Source organism: Metabacillus sediminilitoris, from assembly GCF_009720625.1.
Lineage (GTDB): Bacteria > Bacillota > Bacilli > Bacillales > Bacillaceae > Metabacillus > Metabacillus sediminilitoris.
Map to the genome: position 1 here is coordinate 419,552 of NZ_CP046266.1, position 17,882 is coordinate 437,433.

The following is a 17,882-nucleotide window of genomic DNA, read 5'->3' on the forward strand; positions in this document are numbered from 1 at the left end:
GTTTATAAATTAATCATGATTGAAACCGGTACCATATATTTTTTATAAAAGAATGGAACCGGTTCCGTAAAACTTATAAGGGTAAGGGGGATAACAATGAACTATTCACAAATTGCAAAACAAATAGTAGATGCAATTGGCGGAAAAGAAAATGTTTCTGCTGCAGCACATTGTGCGACAAGACTTCGTCTCGTTTTAAATGATGAAGAAAAAGTTAATCAAGCAAAGTTAGATGAGATGGATATTGTTAAGGGTACATTCTCAACAGGTGGACAATACCAGATCATTTTAGGAGCCGGAATTGTAAATGAAGTGTACAAGGAGCTGTCAAAGCTTACTGGCATGGGAGAAATGTCCACAAAAGAAGTAAGTAGTGCGGGTTCTAAGAAAATGAATCCTCTCCAGCGTTTTGTAAAGATGCTGTCAGATATTTTTGTGCCAATCATTCCAGCAATTGTAGCTGGTGGTTTATTAATGGGAATTAATAATTTATTAACAGCTCAAGACTTATTTATTGAAGGAATGTCACTTGTTGAGGCAAATCCCGGAATGGCTGATTTAGCAGCACTTATTAATACATTTGCAAATGCGGCTTTTGTTTTTTTACCTATCTTAATTGGATTTTCAGCAACACAACGATTTGGTGGTAACCCTTATTTAGGAGCAACACTTGGGATGTTAATGGTTCACCCCGACTTATTAAATGGCTGGGGATATGGTGAGGCATTAACAAATGGGGAAATACCTGTTTGGAATATTTTTGGATATGAGATTGCAAAGATAGGCTATCAAGGTACAGTTTTACCGGTTTTAGTAGCATCATTTATTTTAGCAAAAATTGAAACCAATTTACGTAAAATAACACCGTCATCATTAGATAATCTATTAACACCGTTATTATCTATTTTTATTACTGGTCTCTTAACATTCACATTAGTAGGACCTATTACTAGAACTGCAGGAAACCTATTATCAGATGGACTTATTTGGTTATACGATACAACTGGCTTCATTGGAGCAGCATTGTTCGGTTTAGCATATGCACCGATTGTTATTACTGGTATGCATCATAGCTTTATTGCAGTTGAAACACAATTACTAGCTGATATTGCAAAAACAGGAGGGTCTTTCATTTTCCCTGTTGCTGCTATGTCAAATGTAGCGCAAGGAGCTGCAACTCTTGCTGTATTATTAATAGCTCGTGATGCAAAAGTAAAAGGTGTAGCGTCAGCAGCAGGTATTTCAGCACTACTAGGTATAACTGAACCAGCTATGTTTGGTGTTAACTTGAAGCTGCGTTATCCATTCATTGCTGCAATAATTGGAGCAGCTGCAGGTTCAGGTTTTATGTCACTGTTTCATGTTAAAGCAATCGCTTTAGGTGCTGCAGGACTACCAGGTGTTATTTCAATTAAACCTGGTACGATCACATTTTATGTGTTAGGTATGCTCATCTCATGTGCAGTTGCTTTTATCGTAACAATTGTATTAGGAAAAAGAGCTGCTAAAAAACAAGGATAATTTAACAATTTAGAGGGGAATCTACATGATTCTCCTGTCTTTATTTCTAAGGTTATGAATACTAAGCATGAGGAGAACGATGAATATGGAATGGACAAGAGAAATGAGATATCGTCGACTTGAAAATGCAAGCAAGGAAGAGATTGAAACAATCACAAAAAAGGTAAAAAACTGCGAGTGGAGACAAAGCTATCATATACAGCCCACAACTGGGTTATTGAATGATCCGAATGGATTTTCTTATTTCAATGGTGAATATCATTTATTTTATCAATGGTTCCCACTTGGCCCAGTTCATGGACTAAAATATTGGTACCATACAAAATCAAAGGACTTGGTTCATTGGGAAAATGTTGGGGTTGCAATAAAGCCAGATCATGATTATGACAGTCATGGTGCCTATTCTGGCAGTGCAATCGAGCATGAAAATCACTTGTATTTAATGTATACAGGGAATACTCGCAATAAGCAGTGGGAGCGCCATCCTTATCAAGTAATGGCTGTTATGAATAAACAGGGGAAGATTATTAAGTCTCAATCTCCAGTTATAGCAGATGTGCCTGAAGGCTATACTGACCATTTTAGAGATCCAAAGATATGGAAATCAGGTGATACATTTTATGTGGTAATCGGTGCTCAAAGGGCGAATTCTACTGGTTGTGCAGTTCTATATAAATCAATCAATTTGTCAGATTGGACTTTTTTAGGTGAAATGAAAACAGATTTGGAGCATTTCGGTTATATGTGGGAGTGTCCTGATTACTTTGAATTAGATGGAAACGGAGTTTTTGTTTTTTCACCACAAGGATTAGAACCAAAGGGTGATCATTTTCAAAATATCTATCAATCAGGTTATCTAGTAGGTGATAAACTAGATTTACAGACCTTATCTTTTTCTCATGGAGAGTTTCATGAACTTGACCGTGGCTTTGATTTTTATGCCCCACAAACGACATTATCCTCAGATGGACGTCGTCTTCTAGTTGGCTGGATGGGCCTTCCGGAAATTGACTATCCAACAGATCGAAATGATTGGGCACATTGCCTAACCCTCCCAAGAGAGTTAAGCGTAAAAAATGGAAAACTTTTTCAGCAGCCTGCAAAGGAATTAAAGAAGCTGCGAAAAGATAAGAGTGAGTTGGAAGCTACCATCACGAATGAAAAACTTAAAGCTTTCAGTGGAAAGAAGTATGAACTAATCTGTGAGGTTCTTGAAAATGATTCAGCCGTATTTGGTATTGAATTCCGTGCAAAAGGTGATGAAAAAACAGTCATTCAGTATGATGCACATGAAAAAAGGGTTATGTTAGACAGAAGTTTGTCTGGACAACCTGTCGGTGAAGCTTTTGGTACAAGACGCCAGTGTTCAATGGAATCAAGAAAAATTAAATTTCATCTATTTGTTGATACATCATCTGTGGAGATTTTTATTAATAATGGTGAGGAAGTATTTACTAGTAGAATTTTCCCGAAAGCAGATAGTAATGAAATTCGTTTTTTTGCAGAAGGTGGGACTGTTACTTTCATTGCTAAAAAATGGGATATCTAAAAAAGAGGTGAAAAATTGTGGCTAGATTATTTTCAATAGGAGAAGTGCTAATCGATTTTATTCCTGCACAAAAAGGAAAAGCATTAAAAGATGTCTTTTCATTTGAGCGAGCACCAGGAGGGGCACCTGCAAATGTAGTAGCAGCTGTTGCGAAATTTGGCGGGAATGCTTCAATGATTACAAAACTTGGATCTGATGCATTTGGTGACTTCCTCATTGATACACTAAATGAAGTTGGCGTAAATACGAATTATGTATACAGAACAAATGAAGCTAATACAGCATTAGCATTTGTTTCGTTAAAAGAAGATGGAGAAAGAGATTTTTCTTTTTATCGCAATCCATCAGCGGACTTACTATTGTCAGAGGAAGAGATTGGTGAGAACTGGTTTAATGAAGGAGATATCCTTCATTTCTGTTCGGTCGATTTAGTTGAAAGTCCTATGAAGCAAGCTCACGCTAAAGCTATCCGTTCGGCAAAGGAAAAGGGTGCGATCATTAGTTTTGATCCAAATGTTCGCTTACCGTTATGGAAAGACCCGCAAGATTGTAGAAAAACGATTCTTCAGTTTATTCCAGAAGCACATCTCGTAAAAATTTCTGATGAAGAATTAGAATTTATTACAGGAATAGCGAATGAGAATGAAGCGATTCACTCATTATTTGTTGGTGACGTAAAAGCAGTCATTTATACGAGAGGTTCACAAGGGGCCGATCTCTATGTGAATGGAAAATGCTACAGTTCATCTGGCTTTGGCGTTACTGTTGAGGATACAACAGGTGCAGGTGATGCATTCATCGGAGGATTTTTATTTAAATTATTAGAGAAAAATGCATCTGTCCCTCAATTAATGAAGACTTTACAGGAAGAAAATCAGGAAATACTATCATTTGCAAATGCAAGTGGTGCTTTAACAACAACAGGAAAAGGGGCTATTTCAGCATTACCGACAAAGGAAGATATTTATCAACTAATTAAGAAAAATAGTAACTAACAGATTTTTAATAAACCATTGATAAACGAAAAAGAGGCTGATATGTGCAGGGCATGATTGACAGCCTCTTTATTCGTTATTTTCTGTTGTCAGATGATTTTTTCAAAGATTTCGTTGTATTTTGCTTATTAGAAATTGAATCAGATGAACGAATTGTCTTAGCTGGTAAATTATTATTAGGTGCTGCTTGTTCATTCCAATCAGCCATTTTAGAGATCACCTCACACATGTAAAGTAAGATATTTACTTATTCTTCAACTTCATTTCCTCGCATTAGTTTTTCAAATGGAGCCATAGTTGGATCTTGTTTGTTTTGCAGATGAAAAGGATTCTTTTCTTGGGCAAACTCAGGATCTGCATTTAATTTAATGCCAATTTGAGATCCAGCTGTTGCTAATGAATCGTTTATGATTGATTCTTTTTCTCCATCAGGATGAGGAGTTATTACTGAATGTTGATTTCTTCTATCCATGTTATCATCTCCTTTTTTACCATATTCTTAACATCTCTCGTTGAAGAAGAACTATTCCTATAAAAGAATAAAGAGGATTTTGTTGTTTTTAAAACGAAAACTAAACTATTTAATGTTGATTGGAGCAGATTGCGAGACAGGTGAGACCCCGCAGGCGTTTACGCCGAGGAGGATCACCGCCCGCCCCGCTAAAAAGCGAGCATCTCTCGCTGCAATCAACCACACCGCATTACTTGGTAAATAGCAATAAAGTATGCGAAAACAGCCTTAATAAAAGAAGGATAGAAGCTAGAGGAACTTGGAATAGTAAGAACACATCCATCTTAATAAACAAGCCAATTGATTGCAAAATACTCGGCAAACCACATAAAAAAAGAACAATCATAAATGATTGTTCTTTTAATCTAAAATAATAATCTTCACCGTTTTACGGCCCCATTGTCTAGCCTTTGCGCTGTTTGGCATTAATACATCAATTTTATGTCCAATGATGGCACCGCCTGTATCGCCAGCAATTGCAACACCGTAACCTTCTACCCATACTTTGGATCCGAGAGGAATAACACCAGGATCAACAGCAATGAGCTTCATATTTGGATTTTTTTTGATATTGTATCCAAGATAGGTGAGGTCACTTTGTGTATCTTCGTGACTATAGGCTGTTGCTGCTACATACAGTTCTTTACCAGATTTAGAAGTTGAAGCTTGTCCTGATGAAGATGCAGATGGTTTTTTTGCTGTTGAAGGTGGAGCAGAAACCGTTTGTACGACTTTTGCTTGTTCTTTAGCTTTTTTAGCTTTAGCTAATTCCACAGCTCTAGCTTTTGCTGCAGCTTCTTCTTTTTGTATTTGAGTTTGAATTGTTTTAATTTGTGATTGTATATTGTTTTTATCCTGTTCAGCAAGGTCGATTTCGTTTGCTATCTTAGTATATTTATCCTGCATTGCAACTAATGCAGCGTTTCTTTTTGAAAAATTCTCTTCAAGCTTTGCCTTTTTTTCTTCGATTTCAGCCTGTTGACTAATGAGGAGCTGTTCTTGTCGATCGATTTCTTTTTTATCTTCCTCAATTTGCTTTAGGTCAGCTTCTTGTTCATCTAAAATATTTTGATCCGCATTTAAAAGTGTCGCAACTGCGCCAACCCGTTCAAAGAAATTTCCTAAGCTTTCAGAGTTTACGAGAGTTTCAATGACAATAGATGTATGATCGCTATGCTGAAGAGCGACTAATCTTTTTTGCATAATGTCTTCACGCGCATACACCTTGTCCTGTAGAAGGACAATTTCTTCTTTCTTCTGTTCGATGATTTGCTGAATTTCATCAATTTTACCTTCAACTTGAGCTAAGCTTTGTTGGTTTTGAGAAATATCATTCTCTAAAATTTGTAAATTTTCTTGAATACTTTTCACTTCTTCATGAACAGCTTGCTGTTCTTTTTCCTTTTGAAGAATGGTTTGTTGATTCTGCTCTAGCTGTTCCTCCGCACTATGTAAAGTGTCTTTAGTTGATGCTGCATTTGCCACATTAGTAAAAGGTAATAATAATAGAAGGATACAAAGTGTGGCAATTGTTCGCTTTAAAGCCCGCATAAAGCAACCCCTTTCTCGTATATAGTTATAACATAGAAAGGGGCTGTTTTAGGTTACAATTAGATTAAATATTCATCCAATTTATTCCTGTTATTCTATTTATTCTCTTTTTGCCACATAACTAGCATGTGATCGGTTGGTAATAGAAATGCTAGAATTCCCACTATAGGTAATAAGGCAACCGTTATCATCGTAGGTGTTAATCCAACAAAATCGATCATCGCACCTAATGCAATTGATCCGATTGCACCCATTCCAAAAGCAAGACCTACAGTTAAACCTGACATTGTACCAATTTTTCCAGGAACGAGTTCTTGGGCATAAACAACGGTAACAGAAAAGCTAGACATTAAGACGAATCCGATCAAAGCTAACAAAATAATTGATACGGTAGCATTAACAAAAGGCAAAATAATTGTGAGTGGTACTGCTGAAAGCAACGAAATAATGATAATATTCCGTTTACCATATTTATCAGCTAAAGGTCCCCCAAAGAATGTACCGACAGCGCCCATTAGTAAGAAAATAAAAATATATACTTGTGATTGAGCAATTGTTAAATGATATTTATCGATTGCATAAAACGTATAGAAGTTTGAAATGGCACTCACATACCAGGAGCGTGCAAAAATAAGGAAAATAATAATGATTAGTGCTGTAATAATCGATTTGGATATAGCCTCGTTTTTCACTTTCGGTTCGGTTTTTGGTTTACTAGCAGTATTAGTAATAGATAAACGTCTAGAATACCAGATAGCAATATACGTTAATAATCCAACTGCGATTGCCGCTACAATCGTAAACCAAATTGCACCAAACTGACCAAGCGGTACTAAAATTAAAGCTGTAATGAGCGGGGCAAGCGCTTGACCGCTGTTACCACCAACTTGATAAATCGATTGTGCCAATCCACGCCGTTTTCCCGCTGCCATATAAGCAACCCTTGATCCTTCTGGATGAAAAATCGCAGATCCTAATCCGATAAAAATGACAGATAGAAGGATGGTTAAAAACGATGGTGCAAAGGCTAAACCAAGAATTCCGAGCAAACTGCTCGTTAATCCAATTGGTAAAGCGTATGGCATTGGTTTTTTATCGGCATAAAAGCCAACAACAGGCTGCATTACTGACGAAACCATATTTAAGGCAAATGCGATCAACCCGAGTTGAGTAAAGCTTAGACCCATCGAACCTTCTAAAATTGGGAACATCGCAGGAATAATGGCTTGGATACTATCATTTAAAAGATGACAAAGACTAATAATAAATAAAATATTGTAAACGGTCTTTGTCTCCTGTTGTGTTTTCACAGGTTGTTTTGTTATTGAAGCTATAGACATATTACTCCTTCTTCCTCGTGAATTTATTTTTCCATCTCACTAATTTCCCCAATAATCATATTATTGTAAATACAAGGAAAAAATTCAAGAGGATAAGAGAATAGTAAATGAGGATTAACGAAAAGTAACTGCTGGTTTATCTGATTTTATTGTTTGTTTTAGATTTATATAAACGAAATCATCAACATGAAAAGGATCATATTGAGAATCCTCATGAATGGTGATTAGCTCTGGACCAATATCAACTGTATAATGAATTTCTTTCCCTTGATATTGAACATTTTTAATCGTTCCTTCAATGCCTTCTCCTGTATATGATAGTGAAAATTGCTCTGGTCTAATCGGACAAAGATCTTTTTTCCTTAAATCTGCTGACACATCCAATTTAGCCCAATGTGAATGAATGTTCTTGTAAGAGGGCTTAAAGGTAGTGGCATCCACCCATTCACCATGAATCAAATTTGCTTTACCTACAAATGTTGCAACAAACTCGGTATTTGGCTTGTCATAAATTTCTCGAGGGGTACCAACTTGTTGAATTTGTCCATTGTTCATGACAACAATTCTGTCTGCCAATGCAAGTGCTTCATCTTGATCATGTGTTACATAAACAATGGATGCTCTTGTCACTTTATGAAGACTTTGTATTTCACGTCTCATTTCCATTCTTAATTCTGCATCTAAACTGCTTAAAGGTTCATCCATAAGTAATAACGCAGGTTTTGGAGCAATTGCCCTTGCTAGAGCAACTCGCTGTTTTTGTCCCCCTGATAATTCATGTGGCATTCTCTCTGCAAAGCTTTGAAGTTCTACAATGTTTAAAACCTCTTTAAGCCTATTTTCAATATTTATTTTAAGATCATCTTGTAAAAATCGATGATGAAGCAGTGGAAACCTAATATGATCTTTTACATTCATATGCGGCCATAATGCAAATGATTGAAAAACCATACCGATATTTCTTTTTTCAGGTGGTGTTGATTGGTTTTTCTCACTAACTAGTTGATGATCAATAAAAATCTCACCCTCTGATGGTGTATCAAATCCAGCTAATAGTTTAAGCAAAGTCGTTTTTCCACAACCTGAAGGGCCTAGAATGGCAATGAATTCTCCAGTTTTAATTGATAAGGTAATGGATTTTAATGCATGTGTTGATCCGAAAAATTTGCTAACATTTTTAATTTCTGTCGTCATTAGGTAACACCTTTCTTTCCCAATACTTTTGAAATAGAAAAATAATTATAAATCCAATTAGGATAAGCAATACGATGATCGTTGAAAAAGCAGTTGAATATGTTGTATTTCCAGCTTGTTCAAAATTAAAAATGACAAGACCAATTGTTTCCGAGCCGCTAGACCAGAGTAGAGAAGAGACAGTTAATTCAGTTAGGGCAGTTAAGAAAACAAGAAAAGCTCCGCTTAATAAGCCTGGTAAGATAAGTGGAATCAAAATTTTTCGCCATTTGTAATAGGGAGAAGCCCCGCTTGTTCTGGCAGCATCCTCCATTGAACCATCTATTTGTAAGAGAGAGGTTACACTCCCTCTAATTTGCAGAATTAGAAATCTGGTGATATATGCGATATAAAGGATAAAAATTGATCCATATATGCCTGGGTTCCAACCGGGAATAGGTTCTAACCATGTAAAGATCATGGCAAGTGCTAAAACTGTACCAGGAAGTGCATATGGAAGTCCGACCATAACTTCTATCGATTTATTTAATAAAGATGGTTTTCTAACACGTATATAAGCAATATATGTCCCAACAAATAGTCCTATCAATGTCACAATAAATGCAAGTTGTAAACTATTTTGAATAGCTCCTTGCACCTTCGAGCTAGAGAATAAAATAAATTCGTAATGTTTAAAGCTAATATTTTGCAAGTTGAAATCCAATCCGTATGCCTTTATTAAGGATGTGGAAGCCATGGATAGAAGAGGAACTAGACTCGTCACAATTAAGAAGGTCCATAACAATGTTTCTATTATTAACCTCATTCTTCCAGGTAATATCACGCGTGGTTCTTTGTCTACTCTAGAAGTTTCAATTTGTTTAGATCGCCGAAGCAGCAACCATTGAAAAAAGGTACCGATGATAGCGAATATCCCTAAAATGACGGATAATGCCGCACCTTTTGCAAAAGCAGAAGGCCCGAATCCAATAATTTGTTCATAAATATATGTACTTAAAACACGAATATTAGCTGGTATTCCTAAAAAAGCTGGAATGCCAAAGTTATCAAGGCTTGCTAAAAATGCTAAGAGCCCACCGCTTGCAATTCCTGGGAGAGCTAGAGGTATTGTTATTTTTCTAAGTGAAATATATTTAGATCCACCAGATACTTTTGCTGCCATCTCTAGTTCTCTTGGTATTTTTCTTAGTACACTACCAGATAATAAGTAAACTAATGGATAATGAGAAATTCCCATTACTAAAATAATGCCTGTTAAACTATATAAATTCATAGGCTGTATATGACCTGGCAGAATGTTTAATAGTTTAGCAACAGGACCATTAACCCCCATAAATTGTGTCCAAGCAAGTGTTGTAATATAAGATGGAATAACGAAAGGTAAAAAAATAAATAGATTCAACAGTTTTTTATGACGTACATTTGTATATGCTACTATCCAGGCAGTTAGCAGGCCGAGAAAGACAGAAATAATTGTAGAGCCAGTAACAATGATGATTGTATTGTAGATTGTCTTCCAGGTTACAGGGTTTTTTAATACCTCAACATAATGGCTGAGGCTTAAGCCGTTTTCAGAGCTAAGGCTTAACAAAACTAGTCTAATAATCGGTATGAAAAAGACGAGGAAAACTAAGAAGAATACAAATATCTTAAAAAAAGAAGGGGAATACTTTGTGAAAAGATTCCCCGAAGTGATTGCGGATCTTGCCATGTTTGACGCCTCATTTCTTATCTATTTATCTCCGAATAAGTTGCTGAATTCTTCCTTATCAGATTCACGTGCCTCATATAATTCGGATAAATCAGCTTCTAAAACATTCATTTCCTCAATGGTTTTTAGTCCTTCAGGAGCATCAATTCCGTTGCGGATTGGTGTGTAGCCTATTTCTGCTGCAAGCTGTTGACCTTCCTCAGAAAGAACAAAATCTACAAAAGCTTTAGCTGCAGCTTCGTTTTTTGTATTTTTCATGATTGCGATTGGTTCAGTGATGACTGGAACACCTTCTTTTGGATAAATAAGATCGATTGGTGAACCATCTGCTTTAGCACGAGCAACAAGATAATCAACAATCATGCCATAAGATTTTTCACCTGCAGCAACTGCTTGTTGAACAGCACCATTTCCTTCTGTGATCATCACTTCGTTTTTCTTTAAGCCTTCATAGAAATCCCAATTGAATTCGCCATTTCTTGTGAAAACACCTAGGTTATAGGCAGCGGCACCAGAATATAAGGGACTTGGCATAACAGCTTGTCCTTTAGCAGCTTCTGAAGCTAACACATTCCAAGAGTCAGGTAATTCTTTTACCTTTTCTGTATTTACAGCTAAAACTGTAGCCATAACCTTTGTTCCTGTATACATTCCGTCTTTATCTACAAACGATTCAGGAATTTCATTTGCTTCTTCTGATTTGTAGGATAATAATAAGTCCTCATTTTTTAAATTCTCGTATGTTACGGCATCTGCTACTAGCAAAACATCTGCTTGTACTTCACCTGCTTTATTTTCTGCAAGGATTTTACTCACAACTTCTTCAGTTCCAGAACGGAAAATCTCGATTTTTACATCTGGATATTTCTCAGTGAATGAATCTACGAGCTTTTGCGCATCTTCGTCAGGCTGTGATGTATAAAAAGAAAGATTTCCTTCTATTGTTGTTTGTTCTTCCGATTCATTTTCATTATTCGCTGTTCCAGTTGTTTCTGTATTACTACTGCATGCTGCTAATAGTAAAAGAATGAACATAAACGTTAATGTTTTTTTGATTATTTTCATTTTGACCTCCTGTATTAATTCATTGGTTTCTCTTTTTATTCACGTGTGAAAATTGAATAGCTTATGTAGTTCTCGCCATTTCACCTCCTGTAGTATAAGTCTAGTAATTCATTATTAAGAGTGGTTAAACAAAAGGTTTTTATTTTGTTAAGTATGTGTAAATATGAAAAATCGTAAGATGTGGAGATTTATAGAGAAAATAAAAGACTGTCTTTTAGTGGTGATAAAAGAAAGTCTTTTAGGTTAATCGTTTGTGATTAACTATTGCTTTGTATAAACATCGCATAGGGAGTGATAGAACAATTTAGGGAGAGTCGAGCTTCTGAAATGGCCATACTTAATGTAGCAATCGTTGCAAATTTTTAATAATCCAAGGAAGTTTATCATAAAGATAATGAAGAAAGTATTATACCTTGTACATAGTCTCATTCTTTGGTGTGATCACCTATTTCTGGTAAACTATTAAAAACGCTTCCATTCTTTTTTTTGTAAATGCTTGGTTATATGTAATTACTAGCTTGGAGGACAGATATGCTAAAGTTTCGCTCATTTCTTAAGCCCTATCGATTTCCGATGTCGATTGCATTACTATTGATGCTCATTGAATTGGCGGTAGAACTTATTCATCCACTTTTAATGGCTAAAATTATTGATGAAGGAATACTTAAAGAAGACCTTTCTGTTGTTATGCAATGGGGAGGGATTATGGTAGGAATTTCACTTTTAGCATTTGCTTCAGGGATGGTCAACTCATTTTATGCAGCCCATGTTAGTCAAAGTTTTGGTTTTGATATTAGAAAGCAGATTTTTATTAAGGTGCAATCTTTCTCATTTGAAAATTTAAGTCGATTTCCTGCTGCATCATTAATTACTAGAATGACAAATGATATTACCCAATTGCAAAACACGTTATTTATGGGACTTAGAATAATGTTAAGGTCGCCGCTTCTTATTATTGGCTCAATTATTATGTCATTTATCGTCAGCCCTGCATTAGCTGGTATTTTTGTGGTGGTGATACCACTAATTGTTCTTTTACTCATTTGGATCATGAAACGAGGAAGTCGTTATTTCAAAAGAGTTCAGTCTAAGCTAGACAAGGTGAATGACGTATTGAGAGAAAATTTAATAGGTATGAGATTAGTTAAGGCATATGTTAGAAGAGATCATGAAGGGAAGCGATTCTCACATGCGACAAATTCTCTTAGAGATTCAACAGTTAATGCTCTACGGATGATTGAAACTTCGATGCCAATTTTGTTATTTATCATGAATATTGCAATTTTATTTATCTTGTGGAACGGACATACACATGTGATAAATGGAAGTGTTCAGGTAGGGGAAGTAGTAGCCATTGTTAATTATGGTTTTCGGGTAACCTCTGCGTTATCAATGTTTTCTTTTATTGTTATGTTTCTTTCTCGTTCACATGCATCAGCATCAAGAATCTCAGAAGTGCTAGATATAGAAAATGATAGGCAAAAATATGAGGATACATATACATTCACAGAAGGAAATGTGGTCTTTGACCAGGTTTCATTCACATACCCTGGAACGAACCAAGTTGTTCTTAACGACCTTTCATTTACTGTAAATGCTGGGGAAATGATTGCTGTAATGGGTGGTACAGGATCAGGTAAGTCTTCACTTTTCCAGCTGTTACCTCGTCTTTATGAAGTGAATTCAGGGAAAATTTCCATTGATAATATAGCAATTGATTCAATGAACTTGAAGAATTTACGTGATCAAATTGGATTTGTTCCCCAAGAAGCGGTGCTCTTTAGCGGTACTGTAAAGGAAAATATAGCGTGGGGTAACGAGCATGCAACCTTTGAAGAAATAATCGAAGCAGCTAAAGCAGCACAAATTCATGAAACAATTGAAGCACTACCTAATAAATATGAGACGATAATAGGTCAAAAGGGTGTCAATCTCTCAGGGGGGCAAAAGCAGCGTCTATCTGTAGCACGAGCTTTAGTACGTAAGCCGAAGCTGCTTTTATTAGATGATAGTACGAGTGCATTAGATGTCAAAACAGAATCAAAGCTATTAGCAGCATTACGCTGTTATTCTTGTACGACACTTTTAATCACACAAAAAATCAGTACTGCACAAGGGGCACATAAAATTTTACTGCTTGAGGATGGAATACTAATAGGAGAGGGTAGCCATGATCAGTTACGTAAGACATCTCCTCTTTACGAAAAAATCTATCACTCTCAAAAAATGGAGGAGTTAATTGATGTTCAAGCAACTAACTAGTCCGTTTAAATATGAAAAAATTCCCTTGCAAAATAAAGATAAAAAGTGGCAAAAACAGAAAATGAATGTTCAGACCTTATATCGATTGTGGCAGTATTTATCAGTAAAAAAAGTTCTGTTGTCAATTGTGTTGTTAATGGTTTTGGCAAGCTCTGGACTCGGTTTATTAGGTCCATATTTAATTGGAATAACGATCGATGAATATATTGTAACAAGAGAAGAAGAAGGCTTATTTCCCTTAATAATTGTCCTAATTATCATCTATAGTTGTTATTCAATCTCATTGTTTTTACAAAATTACTTGATGATTGGTGTTTCACAATTTACGGTCAATCAAATGAGAAAAGACTTATTTCACCATTTACATAAGCTTTCAATTTCTTTTTTTGATAAAAGACAGCATGGCGAATTAATGAGTCGAGTGACAAATGACATTGAAAATGTAAGCTCCACATTAAATAGTTCTGTTATTCAAATTTTTTCAAGTGTCTTAACATTAGTTGGTACAGTATCGATCATGATATGGCTTAGTCCGCTTTTAACTGTCATTACAATGGTGATTATTCCATTAATGGTATTCGGGATGAAATGGATAACAAATAGAACTGGTACATTATTTAAAAAACAGCAGCAGCATTTAGGAGAACTAAATGGTTATATTGAAGAAGTCATTTCTGGACAAAAAATGATCAAAGCATATTCTCAAGAGGAAAAGGTAATTGCAGCTTTTATTGAAAAGGGCCAGAACCTAAAAGGTTCGGGTTTTTGGGCACAAACGATTTCGGGCTTTATTCCAAAGGTGATGAATGTCTTAAATAATCTAAGCTTTGCGCTTATTGCTGGAATTGGCGGTATTTTAGCACTGAATCAAATGGTGACCATTGGAGTTATCGTGATCTTTGCGGAATATGCTAGACAATTTACACGTCCATTAAATGATCTCGCCAACCAATTTAATACCTTACTATCAGCAATTGCAGGTGCAGAAAGAGTGTTTGATATTCTTGATGAAGAGGAAGAAAAAGATGAGTACACAGCTGGTTCTAGTGGAGAGGTGATTAGCGGAGAAGTTGTTTTTTCAGATGTATCCTTTTCATATGATGACGAAAAGGAGAGACATACAGTTGAACATATTAGCTTCACGTCAGCTCCTGGTGAAACGATTGCTATCGTAGGACCAACTGGGGCGGGGAAAACAACAATTATTAATCTTATTTCCCGATTTTATGATCCAGATCAAGGAGTCATTAGTGTTGATGGGATGAATATGGTTCAAATGAGTCGTGATCATCTTCGCAGGCAAATGGCCTTTGTTTTACAAGATACGTTTCTTTTTCAAGGGTCGATTTTAGAAAATATTAGATATGGACGATTAGATGCAACAGATGAGGAAGTTGTAGAAGCGGCAAAATTAGCAAATGCAGATTCATTTATTCAAAAGCTGCCAAATCGCTATCAATCTATCCTTACACAAGAAGGTAACGGTATTAGCCATGGCCAGAAACAGCTATTAGCCATTGCAAGAGCTATGCTTGCAAGCCCTAAAATTCTCATTCTAGATGAAGCGACAAGCAGTATCGATACGATTACTGAAATTCGAATTCAAGAAGCTTTAACAAGGTTAATGAAGGGAAGAACGACCTTTGTTATCGCACATCGACTAAATACGATTCGAAAGGCTGATCAAATATTAGTTTTAAAAGACGGTCGACTTATTGAAAACGGGACACATGATGATTTACTAAAGGAAAAGGGCTTTTATTATGAGCTTCAGAATAAAATGTAGTTCAAGTACTTTTCATGTTTTGGCGTACCTATTGTTCTCAATATTTCTTTGAAGGATATTAAAAAAGCACCAGCTTCATGCTGGTGCTTTTTACTCTTTATTAATCAAGCTTTGCTTTATCCCTTCATGACGGGCAGTAAAACCCCAATTTTAAAATCAGGGGAGAGAGCAAAGAAGAAAGGTGGCGCTAAACTGCCCGTAAAGATCTAATAAATCTCGCTTTATGAAACTCTCTCATTCTCTTTATTATCAGTGTGTTCATAACCATTAGCCCAGAAATCTGCATTTTTAATACCTAATTTGGTTGAATTAAAAGTGGGATCAAGGCCTTGCTTCTTTTGCTGATCATAATCTTTTAAAGCGATAAACGCTGGTTTAGATAATAATAGTATGGCAATTAAATTCAACCAAACCATAATTCCAAGTCCAATATCCCCAAGTGTCCATGCTAATGTCGCTTCTTTTATTGCTCCATAGAAAGTGGCAACTAAGAGAATAACTTTTAATAGATTTAAAGCAATTTTACTGTTTCTACCCTTTATCAGATAAGCGAGATTTGTTTCTGCGATATAGTAGTAAGCCATAATTGTTGTGAATGCAAAGAAGAAAAGTGCGATAGCAACAAATCCTGAACCAAATCCAGGGAAGACTGTATCAACTGCTGCTTGCGTATATCCGGGACCTTCTTCCACTCCGGTAATATTTTGGACTAAATAGTCTCCTGTACTTTCATCAATTGTATTGTACGTTCCTGAAAATAAAATCATGAAAGCAGTTGCTGTACAAACTAAGAACACATCTAGATAAATAGAAAATGCTTGTACTAACCCTTGTTTAGCAGGATGAGACACTTCTGCTGCAGCAGCAGGGTGAGCTCCTGTTCCTTGTCCAGCTTCACTTGCATAAAGGCCACGTTTTACACCCCAAGCAATCGCCGAACCAATTATTCCACCGAATAATGAATCTGCCCCAAAAGCGCTGGTAAAAATAAGTGAAAAAACTTCTGGAATATCATTGAAATTAATAGCTACGATATAAAGAGCTACAAGTAAATAACTTAAAGCCATGAAAGGGACGACAAATTGTGCAACATTTACAATACGCTTAATACCACCAAAAATAATAAGAGCTAAAATTGCAACAAGTACGATACCGGTTATGGTAGTGTCGATATTAAATGCATTATCAATGGATACTGCAATTGAATTGGATTGTACGCCAGGCATTAAAACTGCCATAGCAATTAGTGTGGCAATTGAAAAAATAACAGCATACCACTTCCAGCCAAGTCCTTTTTCGATATAAAAGGCAGGACCACCTCGATATTCTCCATCTTGCTTTTCCTTATAAATTTGGGCAAGTGTAGACTCAACAAAAGCTGAAGCGGCACCGACAAATGCGATCACCCACATCCAAAATACAGCGCCAGGTCCTCCGAATGCAATAGCTGTTGCCGTTCCAGAGATATTACCTACTCCAATACGACCGGATAAAGCTAAAGATAATGCTTGAAAGGAAGAAACACCTTCATCTGAGCTTTTTCCTTTAAATAATAAACGGACCATTTCTTTTATATGACGAATCTGTAAGAAATTAGTACGTAAAGTAAAGAATAATCCAACTAAAACACAAAAGATGATCATTGGTGTGCTCCATAAAAAATTGCTAAGATTCGTAACGATTTGTTCGAACAAGAAAATCCCCCCTAAATTAAATATTCGTAAATTTCTAACGTTTTCATATAGATTGGTCTATAAACCAAATTAGAAATTGTAACATGATTGTTTTTCATTTTAAGAAAAATATAAGAATGACAAATAATGAGCTTGATACAAAAATTCATACTGAAAAATATATTACATTTCCTGTTTAAAGAATCGCAAAATCAATCGCATTCCCCCCTAGATAAATTTTAAGATTTTTAATGAATGTCACACTAATATTAATAAAGACTTTGTATAGCGATATACTAAAGTCCTAAAAACTCTTTCTAGGAATAGACTTAATTTTGAAATATTTACAAGAAGTCCATTGTGAGTAGTTTACATATAACTTGATGTATTCGGCTATAATATAAATTCAGATGTTTTGAAAATGTGATAGGGTTGTTTAGGTGTAAAACGTAAAAAGGAAACAGAAAGGGGTACCCTTCTCTGTCCTTGTACCTAAAATTTAAACTCTATTATTACTAATAGAAGCTTAATTTAATACACATTCTCCAGAGCTACGTCCAGTTGTGTTCCATCTACCTGAGAGATTCGTTTCCAAGGGTCTTTTTTTGGAACTTGCTCCTTCGGTGGCGTAAAAACATTTTGCACTCTCTCACAACTATCATCCGTTTATATTATTTTTAAATAAAATTTTCATCTTAGAAAAAAATTATTACATATATTAGTA

General features: G+C 35.7%; 13 protein-coding genes and 1 riboswitch. Of the genes, 6 read left to right on the top strand and 7 right to left on the bottom strand.

What is annotated here, in order from left to right; all coding sequences use genetic code 11:
- Nucleotides 1-96 precede the first annotated feature (96 nt).
- The 4 genes from GMB29_RS02185 (at nt 97) to GMB29_RS02200 (ending at nt 4,298) form a co-directional block, all read left to right on the top strand.
- Nucleotides 97-1,521, top strand: coding sequence for a sucrose-specific PTS transporter subunit IIBC (locus tag GMB29_RS02185; RefSeq protein WP_136355843.1), 1,425 nt, complete (start codon nt 97-99; stop codon nt 1,519-1,521).
- 85 nt (nt 1,522-1,606) lie between these two features.
- A complete protein-coding gene (locus GMB29_RS02190; protein ID WP_136355845.1) occupies nt 1,607-3,070 on the top strand; it encodes a glycoside hydrolase family 32 protein in 1,464 nt (487 codons plus the stop codon).
- Nucleotides 3,071-3,087: 17 nt separating this feature from the next.
- Complete coding sequence (locus GMB29_RS02195; protein WP_136355847.1) at nt 3,088-4,065, top strand: carbohydrate kinase family protein; 978 nt, start codon at nt 3,088-3,090, stop codon at nt 4,063-4,065.
- A 44-nt stretch (nt 4,066-4,109) separates the two neighbouring features.
- Nucleotides 4,110-4,298, top strand: a complete 189-nt coding sequence (locus GMB29_RS02200; RefSeq protein WP_136355849.1) for a hypothetical protein — start codon at nt 4,110-4,112, stop codon at nt 4,296-4,298.
- Between the two features lie 14 nt (nt 4,299-4,312).
- Here GMB29_RS02200 and GMB29_RS02205 read toward each other — a convergent pair whose 3' ends face one another.
- From GMB29_RS02205 to GMB29_RS02230, 6 genes are all read right to left on the bottom strand, one after another.
- Nucleotides 4,313-4,537: a hypothetical protein gene (locus GMB29_RS02205; RefSeq protein ID WP_136355851.1), complete on the bottom strand. Its 225-nt coding sequence runs from the start codon at nt 4,535-4,537 to the stop codon at nt 4,313-4,315.
- A 399-nt stretch (nt 4,538-4,936) separates the two neighbouring features.
- Nucleotides 4,937-6,127: a 3D domain-containing protein gene (locus tag GMB29_RS02210; RefSeq protein ID WP_136355853.1), complete on the bottom strand. Its 1,191-nt coding sequence runs from the start codon at nt 6,125-6,127 to the stop codon at nt 4,937-4,939.
- Between the two features lie 95 nt (nt 6,128-6,222).
- Entirely contained in the window at nt 6,223-7,467 is a 1,245-nt protein-coding gene (locus GMB29_RS02215; protein WP_136355855.1) for an MFS transporter, read from the bottom strand.
- 114 nt (nt 7,468-7,581) lie between these two features.
- Nucleotides 7,582-8,661 (bottom strand): ABC transporter ATP-binding protein, encoded by a 1,080-nt coding sequence (locus tag GMB29_RS02220; RefSeq protein WP_136355857.1) that lies wholly within the window; start codon nt 8,659-8,661, stop codon nt 7,582-7,584.
- Entirely contained in the window at nt 8,645-10,372 is a 1,728-nt protein-coding gene (locus tag GMB29_RS02225; protein WP_136355859.1) for an ABC transporter permease, read from the bottom strand. Before GMB29_RS02225 ends, GMB29_RS02220 begins: the two co-directional genes overlap by 17 nt.
- A 21-nt stretch (nt 10,373-10,393) precedes the next feature.
- Nucleotides 10,394-11,437, bottom strand: coding sequence for an ABC transporter substrate-binding protein (locus GMB29_RS02230; RefSeq protein ID WP_136355861.1), 1,044 nt, complete (start codon nt 11,435-11,437; stop codon nt 10,394-10,396).
- Nucleotides 11,438-11,968: 531 nt separating this feature from the next.
- Here GMB29_RS02230 and GMB29_RS02235 point away from each other — a divergent pair.
- Together GMB29_RS02235 and GMB29_RS02240 are read left to right on the top strand one after the other, a co-directional pair.
- Nucleotides 11,969-13,699 carry an ABC transporter ATP-binding protein gene (locus tag GMB29_RS02235; RefSeq protein WP_136355863.1) on the top strand — a complete coding sequence of 577 codons (1,731 nt, stop codon included), beginning with the start codon at nt 11,969-11,971 and terminating at the stop codon, nt 13,697-13,699.
- Entirely contained in the window at nt 13,680-15,485 is a 1,806-nt protein-coding gene (locus GMB29_RS02240) for an ABC transporter ATP-binding protein (RefSeq protein WP_136355865.1), read from the top strand. Before GMB29_RS02235 ends, GMB29_RS02240 begins: the two co-directional genes overlap by 20 nt.
- Nucleotides 15,486-15,706: 221 nt before the next feature.
- Here GMB29_RS02240 and GMB29_RS02245 read toward each other — a convergent pair whose 3' ends face one another.
- Complete coding sequence (locus tag GMB29_RS02245; RefSeq protein ID WP_227551466.1) at nt 15,707-17,179, bottom strand: alanine/glycine:cation symporter family protein; 1,473 nt, start codon at nt 17,177-17,179, stop codon at nt 15,707-15,709.
- 533 nt (nt 17,180-17,712) lie between these two features.
- A riboswitch (glycine riboswitch) is annotated at nt 17,713-17,820 on the bottom strand.
- Between the last annotated feature and the right edge of the window lie 62 nt (nt 17,821-17,882).

Coding starts and splice junctions, on each gene's coding strand:
- GMB29_RS02185 (WP_136355843.1), top strand. CDS start 97: ATGAACTATTCACAAATTGCAAAACAAATAGTAGATGCAATTGGCGGA.
- GMB29_RS02190 (WP_136355845.1), top strand. CDS start 1,607: ATGGAATGGACAAGAGAAATGAGATATCGTCGACTTGAAAATGCAAGC.
- GMB29_RS02205 (WP_136355851.1), bottom strand. CDS start 4,537: ATGGATAGAAGAAATCAACATTCAGTAATAACTCCTCATCCTGATGGA.
- GMB29_RS02210 (WP_136355853.1), bottom strand. CDS start 6,127: ATGCGGGCTTTAAAGCGAACAATTGCCACACTTTGTATCCTTCTATTA.
- GMB29_RS02215 (WP_136355855.1), bottom strand. CDS start 7,467: ATGTCTATAGCTTCAATAACAAAACAACCTGTGAAAACACAACAGGAG.
- GMB29_RS02220 (WP_136355857.1), bottom strand. CDS start 8,661: ATGACGACAGAAATTAAAAATGTTAGCAAATTTTTCGGATCAACACAT.
- GMB29_RS02225 (WP_136355859.1), bottom strand. CDS start 10,372: ATGGCAAGATCCGCAATCACTTCGGGGAATCTTTTCACAAAGTATTCC.
- GMB29_RS02230 (WP_136355861.1), bottom strand. CDS start 11,437: ATGAAAATAATCAAAAAAACATTAACGTTTATGTTCATTCTTTTACTA.
- GMB29_RS02235 (WP_136355863.1), top strand. CDS start 11,969: ATGCTAAAGTTTCGCTCATTTCTTAAGCCCTATCGATTTCCGATGTCG.
- GMB29_RS02240 (WP_136355865.1), top strand. CDS start 13,680: ATGTTCAAGCAACTAACTAGTCCGTTTAAATATGAAAAAATTCCCTTG.